This window comes from Staphylococcus canis (assembly GCF_016238445.1).
In the GTDB taxonomy this organism is placed as follows: Bacteria; Bacillota; Bacilli; order Staphylococcales; family Staphylococcaceae; genus Staphylococcus; species Staphylococcus canis.
Window position 1 is genome coordinate 31,554 of the sequence record NZ_JABANU010000016.1, and the last position, 25,043, is coordinate 56,596.

Sequence of the window (25,043 nt, forward strand, 5' to 3'; positions counted from 1 at the left end):
ATTAATGTCCACCTCCGCTTTCATGTGCTTCTTCTTTAGCACCTTTTTGCATAGACTCCATTTCGTCCATAGTATGTGCTTCTTCTTTTTTGAACTCGTTGTTGTACGGTTCATCGTTTTTCAGAAGATTAATCTTCATACCATGACGTTCGTAGTTAACATTTGTGACTTGTGGTTGACGAGCTGGTTTTTTTGGTTTATCTAATACACCTTTTGTATCGTCATAGAAGTTTGGATCTTTAGGCTCATAGTTGAAACGATCATAAGCATAGAAGATATACTCAGGATCAGCTGCTGGATCTACGAAATCCATATGTGTACCACTAAATGTCAACGCTTTATTTTTAGTGATTGGTAAAAGTTGCTTATCAAATGTATCTTGAGAAAGTGTTGGTTTTGATTGTGCTTCTTTTACCCATTGATCATACTCACTTTGGCTTACTGCATCTACATTAAATGTATGTCTAGAGAAGCCTTCACCGTTGAAGTTTGAGTTACGACCACGGTATGTTCCTTCTTCATGTGCTTCATAAGTCCATTGCATAGTCATAGCAGTCATAGCATATTTTTGACCACCAAGTTGTGGGACCCAGAAACTTGTCATTGTATCCATTGCTTGAAGTTTAAAAGTAACCGGACGATCAACTGGAATAGTTAAATGGTTAACCGTTTCGATTTTTTCTTCAGGATAAGCAAAGAACCATTTGTATCCACCGCTCACTGCGTAAATGACCATAGGATCATCTTCAGATTTTGGTGGTTCTTCATAAAGGTACAATGATCGAACAGTTGGAATCATTAATGCAATTAAGATAATTACAGGGATAATGAACCATACTGTTTCAAGTAAAACACTGTGATGTACTTTACCTGATTCGCGATTATTCGTGTAGCGATACTTATACGTAAAAATAGCGAATAAAATAAGTACTACGACAACAATGGCTACCATAAAGATAATTGAGTATACAATCAAAAATCTTGAATCGTAAGCCATTGGCCCTTTTGGGTTAAGAACTTCCATGTTAGAACAGCCCGCAAGTAAAAATAGTGTTCCAACTGCAAGAAGTATAGACTTAAATTTTGACACTTTATTGACCTCCTAATACTACAATTGTAGGGCTTACATTAATTTTAAAATAATATGTAATATTTACAAGGGGCATTTTAATAAAATATATTAAAAAATTAGAGAGAACCCTTGAGACTCTAGGGATAGCAAGGGTTTAAAAGATTATTAAAATTATGTGTACATTTTGTGAAAACTGAAATAGTGTAACATTAATGAAGGAATTTGATGTAAAAATAGTTTTTTTGACCATTTGTTCGTCAGTTAAAGGGAGTTTTATAAGTGATTATAGGGAATATACTCATACACAAAGAGAGAATTGAGCGTTATACTTTTGATGAAAAGATGGTCAGGTAAATTAAAAGATAATAGTAAAGAGGTTGAGATAATTTAAAAGTAGTCATTTTAAATATTTATGAACAACATCTCAACCCCAATATAACGTTACTTCAATTTAGTTGGATTCACTTTCTACAACTTCAATTGTGCGCGTTGAAGTCTGAGTGGCACCATCAGAATCAATAACTTTATATTCTAATTGATAGATACCGCGTGTGGAAGTATCGACAAAACCATTAACCTGTATCTTATCAGTAAGGTCGCCGTCTTCTTTATCATAAGCTGAAACACCTTCTAGTGGATGGTAAGATTGACCGACTTTTAGTGTGAGGTGGTCAGCTCCCTTTATTGAAGGAATGGTGTTAGTTGTGGCTTCAGCGCTAAGGTGAGGAGTAACAAGTGTAGCGGAGACACCTATTGCTGATAATGATTGAAGTATTTTTTTCATAAGATCCTTTCTCCTCCTTCTATGTATCATCATTAAGTATTATATATCGGGGCGCTATGAAAAAAATCATTCGAAAGACCTATCATCTTTAAAAACTTAATAAAAGTGTATTATCTTATAACTCAAATATAGCGTGGAACATCTAGTTTTTAAAATGCAAATTTGAGATTATTTAAAACGGATATAACAGGTCGTTTCATCTTATATTAATTGTGTTATAAGATTATATAAAAAGCTAATCATTACTACAGGAGTGATTGTATGTTAACGCAAGAAGAAAAAGGAATTATTTTAGAAACAGTTCCAGTATTGAAAGAAAAAGGGACAGAAATAACTTCAAAGTTTTATAACAGAATGTTTACGCAACACCCTGAATTACGCAATATGTTTAATCAAACGAACCAAAAGAAAGGTTTTCAATCTACGGCTTTAGCGCATTCTGTTTTAGCAGCAGCAATGAATATTGAAGACTTTACGCCAATTGTACCTATTGTTAAAGAAATTGGTTATAAACATTGTGCTCTTGATGTACGAGAAGAACACTATCCAATTGTAGGTGAAAACTTACTCGCTGCGATTCAAGATGTTGTAGGAATTGATGAAAATCATCCAATTATCAAAACATGGGCAAAAGCATATGGTGTTATCGCTGATGCTTTTATTGGTATTGAAAAAGAAATTTATGCGAACATGATGTGGCAAGGCTTTAAACCATTTAAAATTGAAAAAATTGAAGATATTACGCATAATATTAAAGCTTTTACAGTAGTTTCAGATGAATATGATTTCAGCCAATATGAACCAGGTGAATATATTACAGTAGATGTTTCGAGTGATAAATTGCCATACCGTGCGAAACGTCACTATTCTATAGTTGACGGTGGGCAAGGATTTTTAACATTCGGTGTACGTCGTGAAGCAAGTGAGGGTCATGAAGGTGAAGTTTCAACTATCCTCCATGATGAGTTTAAAGAAGGCGACTTAATTAATTTATCTGCACCTGTTGGTGGCTTTAGAGTACATCAAGTGGATAAACCTCAGCTATTCTTAGGATCTGGAGTAGGGGTTACACCACTTGTTTCAATGTATCGAAAAGCAGCTAAAGAAAGTCCTAAATCACAATTTATCAATGTAGCCGCTTCTAAAGAGGATGTTGCTTTTGAGGAAACTTTAAAATCAATTACTGATGAAAACACAAATGCATCATTACATGTTCATTTACGTGATAAAGAAGGATATCTAGAAGCAAATGAACTTAAATCATATCTTTTAGACGATACTGAGGTTTATATTTGCGGAGGCACACCTTTCTTAAAATCTATGATTAAAGAATTAGAGTCACTAAACGTTAGTGAAAATCAAATTCATTTTGAGACATTCGTTCCTCGTCTAAGTGTTGATGTATAATACAAAATAACATAGTCAATCAAAAAACACCGCCAAGGTTCTCCTTAGCGGTGTTTAACTTTATTATTCAAGACCACGACGCATTTTTTCAGCAATGAGAGTGTTATTTAAAACCATAGTAATAGTCATTGGACCTACACCGCCTGGTACAGGAGTAATTGCACCAGCGATTTCTTTAACTTCGTCGTATTCAACGTCCCCTTTAAGTTTTCCGTTTTCATCTGGTGTATTACCAACATCAATCACTACAGCACCTTCTTTAACATCGTCTTTAGTTACCATACCTGGACGACCTACAGCACTTACAATAACATCTGCATTTTTAAGGTGTTCGCGTACATTTTGACTACGTGAATGTAGTACAGTAACTGTTGCATTTTTTTGAGTTAAAAGTTTAGCTACAGGTTGACCGACAATATGGCTACGACCAATCACTACAGCATCTTTGCCTTCTAAATCGATATCAGCATGTTTTAAAAGTTCCATTACACCAAGTGGCGTACAAGGGATTAATTTAGCTTCATCTAAATATAAGCGTCCGATATTAATAGGATGGAAACCATCAACATCTTTATCAGGATCGATCGCATCTAATACTTTTTGCTCGTCAACTTGTTTTGGTAATGGTACTTGCACTAGAATACCACTAACAGTGTCATCGTTGTTTAAACGATCTAATTCTTTTAAAACATCAGCTTCAGATGTATCTTCATCTAAATGAATCACTTCTGAAATCATACCGATTTTTTCTGCTGCTTTCTTTTTAGAACGTACATAACTTTGACTTGCGCCGTCATTACCTACAAGAATAACAGAAAGTTTTGGTGTGTACCCTTTTTCTTTTAGTTTTTCTACTTCATCTTGTAGTCCTTGTCTGTAATCTTTAGCAATTTGTTTGCCGTCTAAAATTTTTGCACTCATAAAAAATATCCTCCTTTGATTAATTCAAACTTTACGAATGGTACATATCAAATGATACCAATATTTTAGTAAAATACGAAATATAAAGTTATTTTACTTAGTAAAGTTCGATTTTTGCATTGAAAAAAGCATCTATCCTTGTTATGCTATACCTGTAATATACATCGATTAATCATTAAATTTCAAATTTTTGAAAGGGTGTTCATAAGTGAAGGTAGCTGTCATCATGGGGAGTTCTTCAGATTGGGACATTATGCGTGAAGCGTGTGACATGTTAGAAACATTTGATATCCCGTACGATAAAAAGGTTGTTTCAGCACATCGTACGCCACACACGATGGTCTCATTTGCATCTGAAGCACGCCAAAATGGATATTCAATTATTATCGCAGGAGCAGGTGGAGCAGCACATTTACCAGGAATGGTTGCATCTATGACAACACTACCTGTTATAGGCGTACCAATTGAATCCAAAAGTTTAAAAGGATTAGATTCATTATTATCCATTGTTCAAATGCCGGGAGGTATACCAGTAGCTACAACTGCAATTGGTAAAGCAGGTGCTAAAAATGCTGGTATCTTAGCAACACGAATGATAGGTATGACAAATGAGAAAGTACAACAACGTTTAGAGTCATATGAGAAGTCTTTAGTGGACAAAGTGGAGGCTATGCAAGATGAACTTCAATAAATTAAAGTTTGGACAAACGATTGGCATTATCGGAGGTGGCCAACTCGGTAAGATGATGGCACAATCTGCACAAAAAATGGGATTTCGTGTTGTCGTATTAGACCCAGACCCAGAGTGTCCATGTCAAAATGTCGCACATCAATTTATAGAGGCAGCGTATGATGATATGGATGCTTTAAAAGAGTTAGGGACATTGTCAGATGTCATCACATATGAGTTTGAAAATATTGCAGCTGAACAATTAAAACAATTAGTTGACCAGTATAACGTACCTCAAGGCTATCAAGCGATTCAATTACTTCAAGATCGACTAACAGAAAAACAGTCGCTACAAAAAGCAGGTGCGCATGTTGTCCCTTTTATTCAGGTTACAAATGAAGCGGATTTAACACAAGCAGCTGATGAGTTAGGTTTTCCATTTATGCTCAAAACGCGTTTTGGAGGCTATGATGGAAAAGGCCAAATTCTAGTACAGTCTTCTGAGCAGTTTGATGAAGCATATCAACTTATTTCTAATCAAGAATGTGTAGCCGAACAATTTTTAGATTTAAAGAAAGAAGTTTCGTTAACAGTGACGATTGGTAAGGATGCACAAACTATATTTTTCCCTCTTCAAGAAAATGAACATCGAGATCAGATTTTATTTAAAACGATAGTACCTGCTCGTTCCGACAAGGAATTAGAAGCGCGTCAAGAAGTTGAAAAAATTGCAAAAGCAATTCACTTCGTAGGGACATTTACAGTAGAGTTTTTTATTGATCAATCCGATCATCTTTATGTGAATGAAATTGCCCCTAGACCACATAATTCCGGACATTATTCGATAGAAGCATGTGATTATTCGCAGTTTGATACACATATTTTAGCTGTAACAGGACAGCAGTTACCGAATCAGATTGAACTGTTAAAACCAGCAGTGATGATGAACCTATTAGGTAAAGATTTAGATTTACTTGAAAATGAATTTTACAATCATCCAGAATGGCATGTTCATATCTATGGTAAAACAGAGCGTAAACCTTTAAGAAAGATGGGACATATGACGCTACTTACAAATGATGTAAATCAAACAGAACAACGTATGCTTGAAACGTTTGAAGGGAGAGACAAGGAATAATGAGTTTATTATATGAAGGTAAAGCAAAAAGAGTTTACACTACTGAAAATCCTGAAGCGTTACGTATTGAGTATAAAGATGAAGTAACAGCAGGTAATGGCGCAAAAAAAGATCAAATGATCGGTAAAGGAAAGTTAAATAATCAAATTACATCAAAAATATTTGATTATGTTCATCAAGAAGGTGTCGAGAGCCATTTTATTAAGCAACTTTCTGAAACAGAACAGTTAGTTAAAGCAGTAGACATTATTCCTTTAGAGGTTGTCGTTCGAAATGTTGCAGCAGGATCAATTACAAAACGTCTAGGATTCGAAAAAGGCATGCGCTTTGAACAACCACTTGTAGAGTTTTTCTATAAGAATGATGATTTAAATGACCCACTTATCACAGAAGATCATATTAAATTGTTAAATATTGCAAATGATGCTGAAATTGCGCAAATTAAATCAAAAGCATTACAAGTTAATAAAGCACTTGTTAAGTTGATGCAATCAATGGGATTAATCTTAGTGGATTATAAAATTGAATTTGGAAAAGATGCACAAGGTCAAATTTTATTAGCGGATGAAATTTCACCAGATACGTGTCGCATATGGGATGAAAAAACACACGAAAACTTTGATAAAGACGTATATAGAGAAGATACAGGATCTTTAATTGAAACATATCAAACATTTTTAAATAAATTGGAGGAAATCTAATCATGAAAACAATCGAATTACACGTTACATTACAACCACAAGTTTTAGATACACAAGGTCAAGCTTTAAATAGAGCTGTGCATGACTTAGGATATGAGCAAGTTAACGATATCCGAGTTGGTAAAGTCCTCTACATGACTATAGATGAAGCGACTGATGAAGCGGTTCATAATGTGATCACAACACTAAGTGAAAAGTTATTTGCGAATACAGTGATTGAAGAATACAGCTATAAAGTTTTGGATGAAAAGGAGAATGCATAAAATGAAGTTTGCTGTCCTTAGATTTCCTGGATCTAATTGTGACCGTGATATGTACAATGCGGCAATTAAATCAGGTGTAGATGCAGAATATGTAGACTATCGTAAAGAGTCTTTAGAAGGTTTTGATGGGGTATTAATCCCTGGTGGATTTTCATTTGGAGATTATTTACGATCAGGTGCGGTAGCAAGTGTTGCGCCAGTTATTAAAGAGGTTAAACGTTTAGCTGAAGAAGGGAAACCAGTGTTAGGGGTATGTAATGGTTTTCAAATTTTAACAGAAATAGGATTGCTCCCTGGTGCTTTATTGCATAATGACTCTCATTTATTTGTAAGTCGTAATGAAGTATTAAATGTAGTAAATAATCAAACTCCTTTTACAAACTTATATGGTGAAGGAGAAGAAGTGGTTTACCCAGTTGCTCATGGTGAAGGTCATTATTATTGTACAGAAGAAATGTATAATCAATTAGTTGAGAATAATCAAATTATTCTAAAGTATGCGGATAATCCTAATGGATCTTATGACGACATTGCGGGTATTGTGAATGAAAAAGGAAATGTTTGTGGAATGATGCCGCATCCTGAGCGTGCGTTAGAGAAAATATTAGGTACAGACAATGGTGTTAAATTATTCGAATCAATGGTAAAAAGTTGGAGGGAACAAAATGCCTAAATTTTTAGAACCGACTGCAGAAGAAGTGAAGTTAGAAAAACTTTATCGTGATATGGGGTTAAGTGATTCAGAATTTGAAAAAGTCCAATCTATTTTGGGTCGCGATCCAAATTTTACAGAAACTGGAATTTTCTCTGTAATGTGGAGTGAGCATTGCTCATATAAACACTCTAAACCTTTCTTGAAACAATTCCCAACGACAGGTGAGCATGTATTAATGGGACCTGGTGAAGGTGCAGGAGTAGTTGATATTGGCGATAAACAAGCAGTGGTATTTAAAGTTGAATCTCATAACCACCCTTCAGCGATTGAACCGTATCAAGGTGCTGCAACAGGTGTTGGCGGTATCATTCGCGACATCGTATCGATTGGTGCAAGACCAATTAATTTATTAAACAGTTTACGTTTTGGTGAACTTACTGAAAAAACAAACCGTCGTTTATTACGTGGTGTTGTAGCAGGTATCGGTGGCTATGGTAACTGTATTGGAATTCCAACAACTGCAGGTGAAATCGAGTTTGATGAACGTTACGATGGCAACCCGCTAGTCAATGCAATGTGTGTGGGTGTTATTGATCACGATATGATCCAAAAGGGTACTGCTAAAGGTGCTGGTAACTCAGTCATTTATGTTGGCCTTAAAACTGGACGTGACGGCATCCACGGTGCGACATTTGCGTCAGAAGAGCTCACAGAAGAAAGTGAAAACAAACGTCCATCTGTACAAATTGGCGACCCATTTGTAGGGAAAAAATTAATGGAAGCTACACTTGAGGCGATTACTTATAAAGAGCTTGTAGGTATTCAAGATATGGGTGCTGCTGGTTTAACATCATCTTCATCTGAAATGGCAGCTAAAGGCGGTAGTGGTATTCACCTTGAATTAGAGAAAGTACCAGTACGTGAAAAAGGTATTTCGCCCTATGAAATGATGTTATCTGAGACGCAAGAGCGTATGTTACTTGTCGTAGAGAAAGGAACAGAACAAAAGTTTTTAGACCTTTTTGATAAACATGAATTAGATAGTGCTGTAATTGGACAAGTTACCGATGACAATCGCTTCCTTTTAACATATGAAGGCGAAACATTTGCAGATATTCCTGTCGAACCATTAGCTGATGAAGCACCTGTATATATTTTAGAAGGTGAAAAATTAGAACATAACAAGCCAGCGAATCAATACGATGATATAGATGTTGAAGATGTTTTTGAACGTTTACTGACACATCCAACAATCGCGTCAAAACGCTATCTTTATAACCAATACGATCAACAAGTAGGTGCAAATACTGTTGTTAAACCTGGACTACAGGCTTCTGTTGTACGTGTAGAAGGAACAAATAAAGCGATTGCATCAACTATTGATGGGGAAGCGCGTTATGTCTTTAACGATCCTTATGAAGGTGGAAAAATGGTAGTTGCTGAAGCATATCGTAATTTAATTGCAGTAGGTGCCAAACCTTTAGCAATGACAGACTGTCTTAACTACGGTTCACCTGAGAAGAAAAATATTTATCAACAGCTTATCGATTCCACACGTGGTATGGCAGAAGCATGTGAAACTTTAGAAACACCAGTTGTGTCTGGTAATGTTTCTTTATATAACGAAACAAGAACTTCTTCTATATTCCCAACACCAGTTGTTGGAATGGTCGGATTGATTGAAAATATTGATTATTTAAATGATTTTACACCAAGTGTAGGTGACCGATTATATGTGATTGGTGAGACAAAAAGTGATTTTGGTGGAAGTCAAATTGAAAAATTATTATATGGTCAAGTAAACCATGAAGTTTCTGAAGTAGATTTAAAAGATGAAGCACAAAAAGGTGAGGCAATTCGTGAAGCAGTACAAAATGGTGCTATTTCACATGTACAAACTGTAGGTAAAGGTGGTTTACTTGTCACACTTGCTCGAATGAGTGCATTTTATAATTTAGGATTAGACGCAAAAGTAGATTTATCTAAATCACAATTATTCAGCGAAACACAAGGGCGTTATGTTGTCGCTGTTAAAAAAGATCAAAATATTAACATTGAGGGTGCCGTTGAAATTGGTACATTGACTGATACAGATGATTTTAAAGTTGTATCTAGTGATCACACCATTGAACGTCGTACATCTGAATTGAAACAAAAATGGGAAGGGGCAATCGAGTCATGCATGACATCCGTGGACTAAATGAAGAATGCGGAGTTTTTGGTGTATGGAATCATCCACATGCAGCATATTTAACGTATATGGCGCTGCATAGCCTTCAACATAGAGGACAAGAGGGTGCTGGTATCGTGTGCTCGAATGGTGAACAACTATTCGGTGCACGAGGCATGGGCCTCTTAACTGAAGCTATTTCAGATGAGCAATTGAAATCTTTAGAAGGTTATCACAATGCAATCGGTCATGTCCGTTATGCCACAACAGGTGCAAGTGAAATATCAAATGTTCAACCTTTCTTGTTTAAACACTCTAAAGGTGATTTAGGTTTAGCACATAATGGAAATCTTACAAATGCAAGACAAATACGACGTGCAATAGAATCTGAAGGTGGCATCTTCCAAACGACAAGTGATTCCGAAGTATTGGCACATTTATTAATCAAAGGTAAATCTAAAAATATCAAAACGAATCAAAAAGCAGCTTTAAATCAAGTAAAAGGTGCATTTAGCTGTGTGATTTTAAATGAAAATCAATTGACTGTGACACGAGATAATCGCGGTGTGCGCCCATTAATGCTTGGAAAAGTAGATGGTGCGTATTGTGTTGCTAGTGAGACTTGTGCGTTTACTGCAATTGGTGCTGAATATATTAGGGATATTGAGCCAGGTGAATTAATAACGTTTTATGGTGAACATGATATTGACTATGATACGTATTCTTCAGATATTGGTCACCGTATGTGTTCAATGGAATATGTGTATTTTGCACGACCTGATTCAGAATTCCACAAACATTCTATTTATAATGTGAGAAAAGCTTTAGGCCGTCGTCTTGCTGAAGAAATGGGTGTCGATGCTGATATTGTGATTGGTGTTCCAGATTCTTCCTTGCAAGCAGCAAAAGGATTTTCAGAACAAACAGGTATACCTAACGAGCAAGGTTTACTTAAAAATCGATACATTGGGCGGACATTTATTACACCAGACCAATCAGTGCGTGAACGTCAAGTGCGTATGAAGCATGCTCCGATTAGAGACGTTATTGAAGGTAAGCGTGTAGTAGTGATTGATGATTCAATCGTACGTGGCACAACAAGTAAATATATTGTTAAAGCTTTAAAAAATGCAGGAGCTAAAGAAGTACACATGGGTATCTCATCACCTCCATTAAAAGATCCATGTTATTACGGTATTGATGTATCAACGCACGCAGAACTCATGGCGGCGCAATATTCAGTAGATGAAATTAAAGAAATGATAGGTGCGGATTCTTTAACTTATTTATCAGTTGAAGGTATGCATGACGTATTTAGAAGTTTTGACTCTAAAGGTGAGTGTGATGCGTGCTTTACAGGAAACTACCCAATAGAAATCGTAGACCATCAACTACCAGAAGCAAAAGAACTGAAAAGAAGAGGAGTGTAACCAATGGCTGATTCGTATAAAAAAGCAGGCGTAGATATTGAAGCAGGATATGAAGCTGTAAAAAGAATGTCTAGTCACGTTGAGCGCACAATGCGTAAAGAAGTTTTAGGTGGCTTAGGTGGATTTGGTGCAACATTTGATTTATCACAATTAGGTATGAAAGCACCAGTTTTAGTATCAGGCACGGATGGTGTTGGTACAAAACTTAAATTAGCAATTGATCATGACCGTCACGACACAATTGGTATTGATGCAGTAGCAATGTGTGTAAATGACATTTTAACTACAGGAGCAGAACCTTTATACTTTCTAGATTATATCGCAGCGAATAAAGTAGTACCAGAAACGATAGAACAAATTGTTAAAGGTATTAGTGATGGTTGTGAAGCGACCAATACTGCTTTAATCGGTGGCGAAACAGCTGAGATGGGTGAGATGTATGGTGAAGGTGAATACGACGTTGCTGGTTTTGCAGTAGGAGCAGTTGAAAAATCTGACTACATTGATGGCTCTAACGTTAAAACGGATGATGTAGTTATTGGCCTAGCATCGAGCGGTATCCATTCTAATGGCTATAGTTTAGTTCGACGTTTAATTGACCAGTCTAACATTGATGTTAATGATAAATTTGACAACGAACAGACATATTTAGACACATTTTTAACACCGACTGCACTTTATGTAAAACCTGTATTAAAAATAAAAGAATCCGTTAGTATTAAAGCAATGACTCATATCACTGGCGGAGGATTTTATGAAAATATACCACGTGCATTACCAGAAGGAAAAACAGCAGTGATAGATACAACAGCTTTTCCTACGCCGAAAGTCTTTGATTGGTTACAAGAAGTTGGTGGAATTGATACTGATGAAATGTATCACATCTTCAACATGGGCATTGGTTATACGTTAGTTGTTGCAAAAGAAGACGAAGCGAAAGTTCATGAGATTCTTAAAAAAGAACAAGTTGATGCCTATACAATCGGACGTATTGCTGAAGAGGATACGCCAATTCGTTTAACGGAGGCATTATAGTGAAAAAAGTAGCAATCTTCGCATCAGGTTCTGGTACAAATTTTGATAATATTATGAATCGTATCGAATCTGGTGTGTTAACAAACATTGAAGTGACTGCTTTGTATACAGACCAACCTCATGCATCGTGCATTCAACTTGCAAAACGTCATCATGTCACAGTGCATGTGTATGAACCTAAAACATATGCATCTAAAACCGACTATGAACAAGATGTATTAAATCAATTAAAAACAGAAAATGTCGAGTGGATTATTTTAGCAGGTTACATGCGTCTAATTGGACCTACGTTATTACAAGCGTATGAGGGGAAAATCTTAAATATACATCCTTCGTTATTACCGAAATATAAAGGTAAAGATGCAGTCGGACAAGCGTTAAACAGTGGGGATACTGAAACAGGTTCAACAGTTCATTATGTTGATGAAGGTATGGATACGGGACAAATTATTGAACAACGTCACTGTCCGATATATCGAGAAGATACACATGAACAACTTGAAAATCGAATTAAAGCATTAGAGTATGAATTATATCCAGAAGTTATTCAAAAGATCATTCAATAAGGAGTCAAGAGTAATGGGAAAAAAAGCAATTTTAAGTGTTTCGGATAAAACAGGTATCGTTGAATTTGCGAAAGCTCTTGTGAAAGAAGGGTATACACTTTATTCAACAGGAGGAACTTACCGTAAAATTCAAGAAGCAGGCGTCACTGTGTCTTCAGTTTCAGAATTAACACAGTTTGAAGAAATTATGGATGGCCGTGTGAAAACATTACATCCAGCTGTACATGGTGGAATCTTAGCTGATCGAGATAAACCTGAACATTTAGAACAATTGAAAGCACAAAATATTGACTTAATTGATATGGTTGTTGTGAATTTGTACCCGTTTAAAGAGACTGTTGCAAACCCAGATGTAATAGAAATGGATGCAATCGAAAATATTGATATTGGTGGACCAACGATGTTGCGCGCTGCAGCTAAAAACTTTAAACATGTGACGACAATTGTACATCCTTCTGATTATGATGAAGTAATTTCGCGTATTCAAAATAATATGTTAGATGAGAACTTCCGCAAATCACTAATGATTAAAGTATTCCAACATACCTTTGAATATGATCGTGCAATTGTTCAATTTTTTAATCAAAATACTGAAACCTTACGTTATGGAGAAAATCCACAGCAGTCTGCAGAATTTATTCGTACTTCTCAAGCTAAAAATACTTTAGCGGGAGCAAATCAACTCCATGGTAAACAGCTAAGCTATAACAATATAAAAGATGCGGATGCAGCACTAAACTTAGTTAAAAAGTTCGATATTCCTGCTGCTGTAGCAGTGAAACATATGAACCCTTGTGGTGTAGGTATCGGCAATACAATTGAAGAAGCATATCAACATGCTTATGAAGCGGATAGCCAATCTATTTTCGGTGGTATTGTAGCTTTAAATCGTCCAGTGACACGCGATTTAGCAGAATCGCTTCATGAAATCTTTTTAGAAGTTATTATTGCACCTGAATTTGAACCAGAAGCTCGAAACATTCTTGAACAAAAGAAAAATATTCGTTTACTTGAAATCGAAATGACAGAAGACCAAGATGAGAAAGAATTTGTATCAGTTTCTGGTGGCTATCTTGTACAAGATAAAGATCACTTTGATGTAAAAAAAGAGGATATGAAAGTTGTGACTGAGGTCGCACCTACTGATGAACAATGGAACGCATTATTGTTAGGTTGGCAAGTTGTAAAAGCAGTTAAAAGTAATGCAATTGTACTCGCAAATGATCATCAAACAGTTGGTGTAGGAGCAGGTCAGATGAATCGTGTAGGTTCAGCAGAAATTGCAATTGATCGTGCAATTGAAATTAATGATAATGTCATTTTAGCATCTGACGGATTTTTCCCAATGGATGATACTGTAGAAACAGCTGCAAAAGCAGGAATTAAAGCAATTATACAACCTGGAGGCTCTATCAAAGATCAGGATTCAATAGATATGGCAAACCGTTATGGCATTGCAATGGTTACAACAGGTATGCGTCACTTTAAACATTAATCATAGGAGGTCTATCATATGCACGTTCTTGTTATTGGTAGTGGAGGTCGTGAGCACGCATTAGCTTATAAGTTAAATGATTCTCGTTTAGTTTCAAAAGTTTATGCTATTCCTGGGAATGATGCAATGACTAAAGTAGCTGAAATACATCAAGACATTGCGGAAAATGATCATGATGCTATTTTACAATTTGCAAAATCAAACAAGGTTGAATGGGTAGTTATTGGTCCAGAACAACCACTTACTGATGGTTTAGGTAATTTATTAAGAGAAGCTGGAATCAAAGTGTTTGGACCGAATCAAGAAGCTGCTCAGATTGAGTCATCAAAAGCATTCGCCAAACGTTTAATGGCAAAGTATCAAATCCCTACAGCAACTTATGAAGAAATAAATCAAAAAGCACAAGCATTAGAATATATTAAAGATTGTGAGTTACCAATTGTTTTGAAGAAAGATGGGCTTGCAGCAGGTAAAGGCGTTATTATTGCGGAAACGCGTGAAGAAGCAAAGCAAGCTGTAGAAACATTATATCCTGAAGAAAATAGTAAAGTTGTGTTTGAACAATTTTTAGAAGGTGAAGAATTTTCATTAATGACTTTTGTTAATGGTGATTACGCTGTTCCATTTGACACAATTGCACAAGATCATAAGCGTGCGTTTGATAATGATGAAGGTCCGAATACTGGAGGAATGGGTGCATATTGCCCGGTGCCTCATATTTCAAATGATGTGTTGAAAGAGACAAATGAAAAGATTGCTCAACCTATTGCGCGTGCTATGCAAGCAGAAGGCTATGATTTTATGGGTCTACTGTATATTGGGGCCATTCTCACTAAAGAAGGTCCGAAAGTGATTGAGTTTAATGCGCGATTTGGTGATCCCGAAGCTCAAGTATTACTTCATCGTCTTGACAGCGACTTAATGGAGCACATCCTTCAATTAGAGTCAAAAGCACCAATTCAAATGAAGTGGAAATCGGAATCTGTCGTTGGTGTAATGCTTGCGTCAAAAGGATATCCTGGAAGTTACGAGAAGGGACATGCAGTTACTGGATTTGAAAACGATTTAGATCATTACTTTGTAAGTGGATTAAAACGTGAAGGAGATCAATTTGTGACTTCAGGTGGTCGTGTCATATTAGCAATAGGTACAGGTGATACCATTATGAATGCTAAAGATAGTGCATACGACTACGCGAAAAAAATTCAAAGCGATAATCTTTTTTATCGACACGATATTGCACATAAAGCAATAAAAGCATAACAAAAAGAACCATGAATCAATGTTTCATAAATGATTCATGGTTCTTTTTGTTATAATTGGTTTTTAATATAAACGGGAAAGCAAACCAATACTGCCTTTTCATATCTTCGAGATCATGAAAAAGCAAGTTTTAAATTATCTTACGTCAGTAATGTGGGTAATTGGTAAATACTGTGTTAATAAAAATGCTAGGGCAACAAATAGTATTACAAGACCTACTAGTACCAAATCTCTATAAGAGAAAGGCACGTGATAATAGTATGTTCGCGGCCCATCTTTAAATCCTTTTTTCTCCATTGCTACAGATAAACGATGTGCTTTACGAATGTTTTGACTGAGCAATGGGATAAGTAAATGATTTAAGCGTTTAAAACCAGAATAATTCTTGTTATCTATCATTTGATAACGCATTTTTAAAGCATTGCGCAATTGGAAAAGTGATTCTATCATCAACGGAATCATACGAAAAGCAGCCATAAATGCGTAAGCAACTTTAGGTTTAACTTTAAGGTGTTGCATTAAACTATAAAAAATCATAATGACCTGAGATGTAAAGGCAATAGATAACCCAAAAAAGCTTATCACCATTGTTCTAAGCGATAAATGTAAGCCTCGAACTAAACTTTCAGTAGTAATTTTTACAAAACCAAACTGTAATAATACATGCTGTCCGTCACCATAAAAAATCATAAACAACGAAGAAGATAACGCAAATAAAATGGAGAAGCTCAGAAATACGAAAACAACTTTCCATTTTGTGCCGTTGACACATAGTAAAAAGATAAGCATGATAGCAGCTAGGTATATCATGAAATCAAAGTTATGAATAAATATAATAAAGAAAAACAAGCCAATACCTAAAAATAGTTTAGTAATGATATTAACACGATCCATAAATGTATATTTAAGTTTCCATGATTCAATCATGATGCTTCACCTCACGTTCAAACAATGCACCATTTTCGATTTCAAAATGACGTGTTGGATATCGTTGAATAATATGAGGGTCGTGTGTGATCATGACTATGGTTTGACCTTGTTGAATACGCTCATGAAATAAACGGATAAGTTTAAATGTATTGTGACTATCTAAACCGAATGTAGGCTCATCTAATAAGATAATATCAGCATTCGTGCTGAGCGCAGTTGCTACACTAAGACGTCTTTTTTGTCCCATAGAAAGCTCGAATGGATGTTGTTTTTTTACATGACTTAAGTCCAAAAGCTCTAACATTTTATGCGTTAACGTTTGAGCTTGTTCATGATCTGAATGGTCATAATTAACAAATATTTCATCATAAACTGTATTTTGAATAAATTGCAATTCTGGATTTTGATAAACCAAATACATATGGTTAGCTGCATCTTTAAGCTGAGTTAATTTGCGTTCATTGTAATACATTGTCCCCTTGTATTTTAAAAGCTGCATCATGGATTCAAATAATGTGGTTTTACCGGTTCCATTTTTACCTGTCAGTGTAATCCACTCACCAGGCTTTATTTCAAAATTAGAAACATCATATAATTTCTTTTTTCCTCTTTGAATAGCACCTTTGTTAAACTGATAACTAAACGTATTTGGTATGGTCTCTGATAGTGGAAGTGGCTTTGGTGCGTTATCCCAAGCTTTAGGATGCCACACTCCGTATTCAGTAAGCAAATCTTCGTAATGATTTAAAATATAGTCAGGTTCTCCTTGTTGAATAATCTGACCTTGATGATTCATTAAAATAACACGGTCGACATGTTGCCAAATATGTTCGACTTTATGCTCTACAATTAACACGGTCTGATCGTGCCAAATGTCTTTAAGTAATGTCCATAGATTTTCAGTCGCATCTACGTCAAGCATTGCAGTCGGTTCATCTAAAAATAGTGTATCTGTATTTTGTAATAGTGTTCCAGCAATCGCTAATTTTTGTTTCATACCACCACTGAGTTGGTTGATATTTTGCTTTGGATTTACATTTAAATGGACACGCTTCAGTGCATCTAGTATTAACGGATCCATTTCTTTACGAGGAACTTGTCTATTTTCAAGAATAAATGCAAGTTCTTCATTAACCTGTGGCATACAAAATTGTGCGTCGGGATCTTGGAAAATGACTCCACTTTGTTTAGAAATTTGAAGTTCATCATATTTCATTGGTAAATCAATTAATTCAGGCACGATACCACTTAATACATTAAGCAAAGTACTCTTACCTGAGCCAGAGGGCCCAAGTAAAAGTACTTTTTCTTTAGGTTTAATTTCAATATCAATGCCGTCAAAAATTTTGTAGTCTGCACTTGGATATTTCAAGCGTAAATTTTTAACTTTTAACACTTTAAATGCTCCTTATAAAGTATCATAATCATCTTTTGAAGCGGGGCGGAATAGTTTAGTTACCCCTGTTCGATCGAGTGCTTTTACAAGGTAATATGGGAAAATACCAGCAAGCACTGCACCACTAATCACACGGAACGAAATTAATAAAATTAAGTTCCAAGTTGCTACTTCGTTTAAATAACCGTAGTACCAATCAATAGGTAAGCTAATAATTGCAGCTGCCATACCAGCAAGGATGGCTACAATTAAAGCACGTGATTTATAACGGAAGATTGCAAATACAATTTCACAAGCCAACCCTTGTAATAATGCATAAATGATAGTAGGGATATCGAAACGTCCCATCATAATTGTTTCCCCAGCGCCAGCTGCAAACTCAGCAAGTAAAGCGATTCCCATTTTAGGAATAATTAAATATGCTACAACAGCTGCACTAAACCACATACCGTACATCAGTTGATCGATATGTAAACCAAGTGGTTGAACCGTATTGTTAACTATCCACCATAAGTTGTAAATTACCGCGAAAATAACAGAAATTAATACGGTTACTAAAATATCCGAAAGTGTTAATCCTTTCTTCATTTTAAATGTCCTCCTTAAATATTGATAACGCCAATCCAGATTGTCGGATATTATTTAACATCCATATATTAGCATTAAGCATTAGTAGTTGTTGCAAATAAAAAACGCACATGTCTCATACTGAGCTGTGCGTAGGAATTAATGATATATTGTCATTATAAAAAAGCGTTATCCTAATGACCCCATATACCATGAGGTTGGGACACCGCTAATCAGAGTTGAACAAGCGTAATGCTTATTAGTTCTGACTACACTTTCCTACGCTAGTATCACCTAGTTCAGGTTCAAAGGGTTTGAGGTAAAAGCCTCATCTCAGCATACACACCCCTAGTGCGAATTTAATTGTCATAGTTACTGTACACCGTTCACTTAGAAAAGTCAAGAAACCGCATATTATAGAGCGTTTTTGCGTCCGAAATTATAAATGAATAAAAAATACCGAGTAACTAAAATAGAAACTTATTATGTCTTGTGTTTGCCAACCGATGTTGACAGAAATCTAAAAAAGGAAGTTAAATAACACCATGTTATCTAACTTCCTTAATTGTGCTAGACAATCAATCTGTCATAGTCTAATTAAATCACATCTCATTTGTGAATAATTTTAGATTACGATGTGACGATGTTAATATTATTCAAATGTATTTTGAATAATATCTTTAGTTTCTTCTGCACCTTGTTTTGTTTCTTCTTTTTTATCTTTCAATTCTTGTTCTTTTTCTTTTGCTTGTTCAGCAGCTTTTTTAATATCTTTTTCAGCCATGTTCTTTACACTCCTTTAAAGTTGTATATATTTGTATTTCCCCATAGACTATAAATTAAACATGAAAGAATAATCATGTCCGATTCTATTTTCAACTTTTGGGAAAATAGAAGGTAACTATCGAAATAAAACGTTTTAATATGCGAATAAGGGATAATAAATGAGGAAGGTATCTAGGATGTTGTAGTATATTATCAACACTCAAAATTTGAGATTGATTTTAGTCGTTCTATAGACTGAATTTCTCAAAATCTACAGACAGATAGTCTTGAATTGTTTATAATAGTTATGAGGTGAGTGTATGTCTTTGTTTAATAAATACACCGAGGTCATTTATAGTTATGTGATTGGTGTACTTTCTATTTTATTAAGCATTATTATTTTTATTAATATTCCGCTTATTCACCAATTAAATGACGGTAAAAGAAAGATACCTAATATCGAAAATGCTTGGGATTTTACCATGGCCTTTTTCCATGAAATCATTCGTGTTATGAGTCGATATATTGGTGACATTCCGTTAATAAGTGGCATTATTATTTTACTATTCGGCCTTTTAGTTGTTTTAATAGGACGAACATTAACGAATACAACACGATTTGACTATGATATATCTATTTTCTTTTTATTAATCGGTATTATATTTTTTGTCCTTACATTAATATTTATGTCTCAAGTGTATAGTTGGGTTGCATTTATTTTTGTATTTCCATTCTTGATACATATCGGCTATATTGCTTATAAGGATGAATTGAATCCTGAACATAGAAAGCAACATTATTTGTGGATTATTCTAAGTTACGGAATTAGTTACATTCTGACACAATTATCGTTATATGGTCGTATTGAGGCACGAGAAATTGCAGCGATTGATGTTTTAAGTATCAACACATTTTTTATGATACTTTGGGTTTTAGGACAGATGGCAATCTGGAACTTTTTATTTTTAAGACGCGCGTTACCTGTTACACAAGAAGAAATCACAGGTGAACCAAATGAATACTCAAGAAGTAAGCGATATCAATATACAGAACATGGTAAATACAATATTAAAGATATTCATAATCGCACAACAGAGTTTACAGAAAATATTTCAAGAAGAACGCGTCGGAGTATTGATGTGGAGAAAATGCGACGTCAAAAAGATCATATTAAAAATAAATGGTTTAAGTGGGCGCATTTAGAAGAGGATGATATCCCATCCTTTTTACATCGTCCAAGTTGGTTAAGAAAAGACTACGTTGTACTTGCATGTGGAGTTATTATTCTATTCTTCATTTTATTAGAGTTTAATAATCGTAATAATTTATTTATGTCAGGTGATTGGAGACTGTCTCAAACACAATATGTTTATGAATGGGTTAGTTTGTTCTTACTTTTAATAGTATCCATTGTTTTTATACTAACGTCTGTGACTTTCATGCTAAAGCAAAAATACTATTATTTACAGTTGTTTATGATAAGTATCATATTCTTTAAACTCTTAACGGAATATATTGTGATTCTATTTAACGGTCTCTTATTATCAATTTTCATTACGCCGATCTTAATTTTAATGCTAATACCAGCTATTATTGCGTTTATATTACAACTTAGACAAAGACCACCTGAAAAGACCTATTAAGATGAACTGTAAATAACAAAACCTGGAGCGATAAATGAACTGTTTAGTCTCATTCTAACTTCAGGTTTTTTCATGTTAAAATGAATTTAATGTTATATGGAAAGGCTGATAAAACATGAAAACGGCTACTTTAAATAAAGGTAAGGAAGATAAATATTTTAACCAATACCCATTGGTTGAAGCTGAAGATATTTTTAAAAGTGATGTTCTTAACGAAGGGGATTTATTTCAATTAAAAACTTCAACAGATGTGTATATAGCAACGTGCTATGTCGGACGTCAGCATAAAGGACTTGGTTGGGTATTAACTTATGATACAAATGAGGAAATAAATGAAGATTACTTTCAAAAACAATTTGCTTTAGCACTTGAAGAACGACAATATTTTTACAATGTTGATGGTACGAATGCTTTTCGTTTATTTAATGGAGAGGGTGACGGTATAGGTGGTTTAACGATTGATAACTATGACGGTCATCTCCTTGTACAATGGTATTCAGAGGGGATATACGCATATCGATCGCTTATCATAAGCGCGATTACGGCAATTTTTGATTATAATTCAATATATGAAAAAACACGGTTTAAACACGAACGAATTCAAAGTGGGTTTGTGTTAGGTGATGCGCCTGAGTTTCCAATCATTATGGAGGAAAATCATACATTTTATAATGTACACCTTGATGATGGCCCTATGACAGGTATATTTTTAGACCAAAAAGAAGTACGTAAAAAATTACGCGATTATTACGCAACAAACCGTAATATTCTTAACTTATTTAGTTATACGGGGGCTTTTTCAGTCATTGCAGCACAGGAAGCTAAAACAACAACAAGTGTTGATTTAGCTAACCGTTCAAGAATACTGACTGAAGAAAATTTTGGTATAAACGGAATTGATCCAAACACACAACAGATATTTGTGATGGATACATTTGATTTCTTTAAGTATGCTAAACGTCATCAGTTAAGTTATGATACTATCGTTATTGATCCTCCAAGCTTTGCACGACGCAAAAATAAAACGTTTTCTGTAATGAAAGATTACGATAAATTAATTACAGGCGCATTAGAGCTTCTAAATAAAAATGGCACACTTATTTTAAGTACTAATCACAGTATGTTCAGTTTAAAATCATTTAAAAATATGATTAAACGTACATTGAAAGATGTTGGTGTTGAGTTTGATTTAGATGAGGTTATGGGTTTGCCTAAGGACTTTAAAACACATCTGCATTACAAACCCTCTAAATATTTAAAAGTTGTTTTTATAACAGTAAAGCATTAATTATTGTAAATAGGGTATATTGACTTTATCCATTAAAGTAAAGGAAGTGCGAAAAATATTATGAATATTTCTAGTAAAATTACACAAACGATTGGAAATAAAGTATTAAATATAGATAATATTAGCCATAAAGATCAATTACCAGTATCAATAAAAGAAATTGAAGAGCGTCGAAAATATGCTGAAAACTTAGTGAAGAAAAAGGCGTTAATGTCATCTGGAGCAACACTTATTCCTGTACCTGGTTTTGATTTTGGTGTTGATGTTAAATTAATGAGAGATATTATTGAAGATATTAATAAAATCTATGGTCTAGACCATAAACAAGTGAATAAATTATCAGACGATGTTAAAAATAGAGTGTTTGTTGCAGCCGGTATTCAAGGAAGTCAGCTTATCGGTCAAAAAGTAACAAATGGAATTGTGAAAATGTTTATTAAAGATTTAGCAAAACGTACTGCAGCTAAGCAGACACGTTGGTTCCCATTGGTTGGACAAGCAGTATCAGCTTCTATTAGTTATTATTTTATGACTAAACTTGGAAAAGAACATATTCAAAAATGTGAGAATGTAGTAAAGTCTCTCATTTAAAAATTTCGAAAATTTGTCGAAACTTGATTGAAAGCATTGTGTGACAGTCAATTACGAATTGAATTTAAGGGTGGATTTTGGTAAGGTAAACCTATGTAGCAGGATTAGTAATAATTTTTAGCTAATAAATTGATTCAATTAAAGGAGTAAGATATAAGATGGAACAACAATCATATGTAATTATTGACGAGACAGGTATCCATGCTCGCCCAGCAACTATGCTAGTACAAACAGCTTCAAAGTTTGATTCTGATATTCAATTAGAGTATAACGCTAAAAAAGTTAACTTAAAATCAATCATGGGTGTTATGAGTTTAGGTGTCGGAAAAGATGCTGAAATCACAATTTATGCTGATGGTAGTGATGAGTCTGAAGCGATTCAAGCGATTACTGAAGTATTAAGTAAAGAAGGACTTACAAAATAATGTCAGATATTATTAAGGGAATTGGCGCGTCAGACGGTGTTGCCATTGCCAAAGCATATTTACTTGTAGAACCTGATTTAAGTTATGAAAGTGAAAAAACCGATAATCCTGATGCAGAAGTATCAAAATTTAATGAAGCAATTCAACAATCTAAAGTTGAATTAACAAAAATTAGAAATAATGCCGAGGAACAACTCGGTCCAGATAAAGCTGCTATTTTTGATGCGCATTTATTGGTATTAGATGATCCAGAATTAATTCAACCTATCGAGAGTAAAATTAAAGATGAACAAGCAAGTGCACCACATGCACTTACAGAAGTCACTCAAAATTTTATCACGATATTCGAATCGATGGACAATGAGTACATGAAAGAACGTGCAGCTGATATCCGAGATGTATCAAAACGTGTGCTTGCACATTTATTAGGTGTGGAATTACCGAATCCAAGCATTGTTGATGAAAGCGTGATTATCGTAGGTCATGATTTAACACCTTCAGATACAGCGCAGCTTAACAAGCAATACGTACAAGGTTTTGTAACGAATATCGGTGGGAGAACTTCACACTCAGCAATTATGAGCCGTTCATTAGAAATTCCTGCTGTAGTAGGAACAAAGAAAATCACAGATGTTGTTGAACAAGGTGATATGATTATAGTAGACGGACTTACTGGAGACGTTATTATTAATCCAAATGAAGACGAAATTCGTGCTTATCAACATAAGCGTGAAACGTTCTTCGCTGATCGTGAAGCTTTAAAACAGTTACGTGACGAGCCATCAAAATCAAAAGATGGTAAACAAGTTGAACTTGCCGCTAACATCGGTACACCTGATGATTTAAAAGGTGTAAAAGATAATGGAGCTGAAGGTATTGGTTTATATCGAACTGAGTTCTTATATATGGGACGAGATACAATGCCTTCCGAAGAAGAACAGTTTGAAGCATACAAAAAAGTTCTTGAAGAGATGAAAGGGAAACGTGTTGTTGTGCGTACATTAGATATTGGTGGAGATAAAGAGTTACCATATCTTAACTTGCCGAAAGAAATGAATCCATTCTTAGGGTATCGTGCAATTCGATTATGTTTAGACCAACCGGATATTTTCCGTCCACAATTACGTGCTCTTTTACGCGCGTCTACTTATGGAAAATTGAACATCATGTTCCCAATGGTCGCGACAATTCAAGAATTTCGTGATGCGAAGGCCTTATTATTAGAGGAAAAAGAAAACCTTAAAAACGAAGGCGTTAAAGTTAGTGACGATATTGAATTAGGAATCATGGTGGAAATTCCATCAACAGCAGCATTAGCTGATGTCTTTGCTAAAGAAGTAGATTTCTTTAGTATAGGTACTAATGATTTAATTCAATACACAATGGCAGCCGACCGTATGTCCGAGCGCGTTTCTTATCTATATCAACCATACAATCCTTCAATTTTGAGATTAATCAAACAAGTTATTGAAGCTTCTCATAAAGAAGGAAAATGGACAGGTATGTGTGGAGAAATGGCTGGCGACGAAACAGCAATTCCATTGTTACTTGGCTTAGGTTTGGATGAGTTCTCAATGAGTGCTACTTCAATATTAAAAGCACGTCGTCTTATTAAGAACTTAAATACGACTGAAATGATGCGTTTATCTGATCGTGCTATTAATTGCGCGACAGTAGACGAAGTTGTTGATTTAGTAAATGAAACAACAGCGCATTTAGATTTAAAATAATAGGATGTTCAAGGGGCTGGGACATTAATGTGTCTCAGAACCGAAAACAGGAAGATTTTCATGATGAAAAATGAAAAATCTTCCTGTTTTAATTTTAAATAGAACTTATCAACTCGTAGAGTTGATAGTTTTTTGATA

At 34.9% G+C, this 25,043-nt stretch carries 24 protein-coding genes and 1 riboswitch; of the genes, 17 read left to right on the top strand and 7 right to left on the bottom strand.

Going from position 1 to position 25,043, the window contains the following annotated elements; all coding sequences use genetic code 11:
- Position 1 precedes the first annotated feature (1 nt).
- A complete protein-coding gene (qoxA, locus tag HHH54_RS07260) occupies positions 2-1,090 on the bottom strand; it encodes a cytochrome aa3 quinol oxidase subunit II (RefSeq protein ID WP_198618181.1) in 1,089 nt (362 codons plus the stop codon).
- A gap of 433 nt (positions 1,091-1,523) precedes the next feature.
- On the bottom strand, positions 1,524-1,856 hold the full coding sequence (locus HHH54_RS07265) for a DUF5011 domain-containing protein (RefSeq protein ID WP_198618182.1): 333 nt from the start codon (positions 1,854-1,856) through the stop codon (positions 1,524-1,526).
- Between the two features lie 261 nt (positions 1,857-2,117).
- Here HHH54_RS07265 and HHH54_RS07270 point away from each other — a divergent pair, with 261 nt between their 5' ends.
- Complete coding sequence (locus tag HHH54_RS07270) at positions 2,118-3,263, top strand: globin domain-containing protein (protein WP_198618183.1); 1,146 nt, start codon at positions 2,118-2,120, stop codon at positions 3,261-3,263.
- A gap of 63 nt (positions 3,264-3,326) precedes the next feature.
- Here the strand turns inward: HHH54_RS07270 and folD are convergent, their stop codons facing one another.
- Positions 3,327-4,184, bottom strand: coding sequence for a bifunctional methylenetetrahydrofolate dehydrogenase/methenyltetrahydrofolate cyclohydrolase FolD (gene folD / locus HHH54_RS07275; RefSeq protein WP_198618184.1), 858 nt, complete (start codon positions 4,182-4,184; stop codon positions 3,327-3,329).
- Between the two features lie 208 nt (positions 4,185-4,392).
- Between folD and purE the strand changes: the two genes are divergently transcribed.
- The 11 genes from purE to purD are packed head-to-tail and all read left to right on the top strand — an operon-like array spanning position 4,393 to position 15,570.
- Entirely contained in the window at positions 4,393-4,875 is a 483-nt protein-coding gene (gene purE / locus HHH54_RS07280; protein WP_198618185.1) for a 5-(carboxyamino)imidazole ribonucleotide mutase, read from the top strand.
- Entirely contained in the window at positions 4,862-5,992 is a 1,131-nt protein-coding gene (gene purK / locus HHH54_RS07285; RefSeq protein WP_198618186.1) for a 5-(carboxyamino)imidazole ribonucleotide synthase, read from the top strand. The genes purE and purK overlap by 14 nt, the downstream gene beginning before the upstream one ends.
- Positions 5,992-6,693, top strand: a complete 702-nt coding sequence (purC, locus tag HHH54_RS07290; protein WP_198618187.1) for a phosphoribosylaminoimidazolesuccinocarboxamide synthase — start codon at positions 5,992-5,994, stop codon at positions 6,691-6,693. The genes purK and purC overlap by 1 nt, the downstream gene beginning before the upstream one ends.
- A gap of 2 nt (positions 6,694-6,695) precedes the next feature.
- The gene (gene purS, locus HHH54_RS07295; protein WP_198618188.1) at positions 6,696-6,956 is read left to right on the top strand and encodes a phosphoribosylformylglycinamidine synthase subunit PurS; all 261 of its coding nucleotides are present in this window, start codon (positions 6,696-6,698) and stop codon (positions 6,954-6,956) included.
- Between the two features lies 1 nt (position 6,957).
- The gene (gene purQ / locus HHH54_RS07300; RefSeq protein WP_198618189.1) at positions 6,958-7,629 is read left to right on the top strand and encodes a phosphoribosylformylglycinamidine synthase subunit PurQ; all 672 of its coding nucleotides are present in this window, start codon (positions 6,958-6,960) and stop codon (positions 7,627-7,629) included.
- On the top strand, positions 7,622-9,811 hold the full coding sequence (purL, locus tag HHH54_RS07305) for a phosphoribosylformylglycinamidine synthase subunit PurL (RefSeq protein ID WP_198618190.1): 2,190 nt from the start codon (positions 7,622-7,624) through the stop codon (positions 9,809-9,811). The genes purQ and purL overlap by 8 nt, the downstream gene beginning before the upstream one ends.
- Positions 9,790-11,211 (top strand): amidophosphoribosyltransferase, encoded by a 1,422-nt coding sequence (gene purF / locus HHH54_RS07310; RefSeq protein WP_198618191.1) that lies wholly within the window; start codon positions 9,790-9,792, stop codon positions 11,209-11,211. The genes purL and purF overlap by 22 nt, the downstream gene beginning before the upstream one ends.
- Positions 11,212-11,214: 3 nt before the next feature.
- Entirely contained in the window at positions 11,215-12,246 is a 1,032-nt protein-coding gene (gene purM / locus HHH54_RS07315) for a phosphoribosylformylglycinamidine cyclo-ligase (RefSeq protein ID WP_198618192.1), read from the top strand.
- Positions 12,246-12,812: a phosphoribosylglycinamide formyltransferase gene (gene purN, locus HHH54_RS07320; protein ID WP_198618193.1), complete on the top strand. Its 567-nt coding sequence runs from the start codon at positions 12,246-12,248 to the stop codon at positions 12,810-12,812. Before purM ends, purN begins: the two co-directional genes overlap by 1 nt.
- 13 nt (positions 12,813-12,825) lie before the next feature.
- Positions 12,826-14,307 (top strand): bifunctional phosphoribosylaminoimidazolecarboxamide formyltransferase/IMP cyclohydrolase, encoded by a 1,482-nt coding sequence (gene purH / locus HHH54_RS07325; RefSeq protein WP_198618194.1) that lies wholly within the window; start codon positions 12,826-12,828, stop codon positions 14,305-14,307.
- Between the two features lie 18 nt (positions 14,308-14,325).
- The gene (gene purD, locus HHH54_RS07330; protein ID WP_198618195.1) at positions 14,326-15,570 is read left to right on the top strand and encodes a phosphoribosylamine--glycine ligase; all 1,245 of its coding nucleotides are present in this window, start codon (positions 14,326-14,328) and stop codon (positions 15,568-15,570) included.
- 135 nt (positions 15,571-15,705) lie between these two features.
- On the opposite strand, the gene HHH54_RS07335 is transcribed toward purD, so the two are convergent.
- From HHH54_RS07335 to graF, 4 genes are all read right to left on the bottom strand, one after another.
- Complete coding sequence (locus tag HHH54_RS07335; protein ID WP_198618196.1) at positions 15,706-16,497, bottom strand: energy-coupling factor transporter transmembrane component T family protein; 792 nt, start codon at positions 16,495-16,497, stop codon at positions 15,706-15,708.
- Positions 16,490-17,896, bottom strand: coding sequence for an ABC transporter ATP-binding protein (locus tag HHH54_RS07340; RefSeq protein WP_198618197.1), 1,407 nt, complete (start codon positions 17,894-17,896; stop codon positions 16,490-16,492). The genes HHH54_RS07335 and HHH54_RS07340 overlap by 8 nt, the downstream gene beginning before the upstream one ends.
- Before the next feature lie 12 nt (positions 17,897-17,908).
- Positions 17,909-18,484: an ECF transporter S component gene (locus HHH54_RS07345; protein WP_198618198.1), complete on the bottom strand. Its 576-nt coding sequence runs from the start codon at positions 18,482-18,484 to the stop codon at positions 17,909-17,911.
- A gap of 238 nt (positions 18,485-18,722) precedes the next feature.
- Positions 18,723-18,823, bottom strand: a riboswitch (TPP riboswitch).
- A 292-nt stretch (positions 18,824-19,115) separates the two neighbouring features.
- Positions 19,116-19,247 (bottom strand): glycopeptide resistance-associated protein GraF, encoded by a 132-nt coding sequence (gene graF / locus HHH54_RS07350; RefSeq protein ID WP_198618199.1) that lies wholly within the window; start codon positions 19,245-19,247, stop codon positions 19,116-19,118.
- A gap of 301 nt (positions 19,248-19,548) precedes the next feature.
- Between graF and auxA the strand changes: the two genes are divergently transcribed.
- From auxA to ptsP, 5 genes are all read left to right on the top strand, one after another.
- Positions 19,549-20,871, top strand: coding sequence for a lipoteichoic acid stability factor AuxA (gene auxA, locus HHH54_RS07355; RefSeq protein ID WP_198618200.1), 1,323 nt, complete (start codon positions 19,549-19,551; stop codon positions 20,869-20,871).
- 115 nt (positions 20,872-20,986) lie between these two features.
- Positions 20,987-22,159, top strand: coding sequence for a class I SAM-dependent rRNA methyltransferase (locus HHH54_RS07360; RefSeq protein WP_198618201.1), 1,173 nt, complete (start codon positions 20,987-20,989; stop codon positions 22,157-22,159).
- Between the two features lie 60 nt (positions 22,160-22,219).
- Positions 22,220-22,750 (top strand): DUF697 domain-containing protein, encoded by a 531-nt coding sequence (locus HHH54_RS07365; protein ID WP_198618202.1) that lies wholly within the window; start codon positions 22,220-22,222, stop codon positions 22,748-22,750.
- Positions 22,751-22,908: 158 nt separating this feature from the next.
- On the top strand, positions 22,909-23,175 hold the full coding sequence (locus HHH54_RS07370; protein WP_198618203.1) for a phosphocarrier protein HPr: 267 nt from the start codon (positions 22,909-22,911) through the stop codon (positions 23,173-23,175).
- Positions 23,175-24,905, top strand: a complete 1,731-nt coding sequence (gene ptsP, locus HHH54_RS07375; RefSeq protein WP_198618204.1) for a phosphoenolpyruvate--protein phosphotransferase — start codon at positions 23,175-23,177, stop codon at positions 24,903-24,905. The genes HHH54_RS07370 and ptsP overlap by 1 nt, the downstream gene beginning before the upstream one ends.
- Positions 24,906-25,043 lie beyond the last annotated feature (138 nt).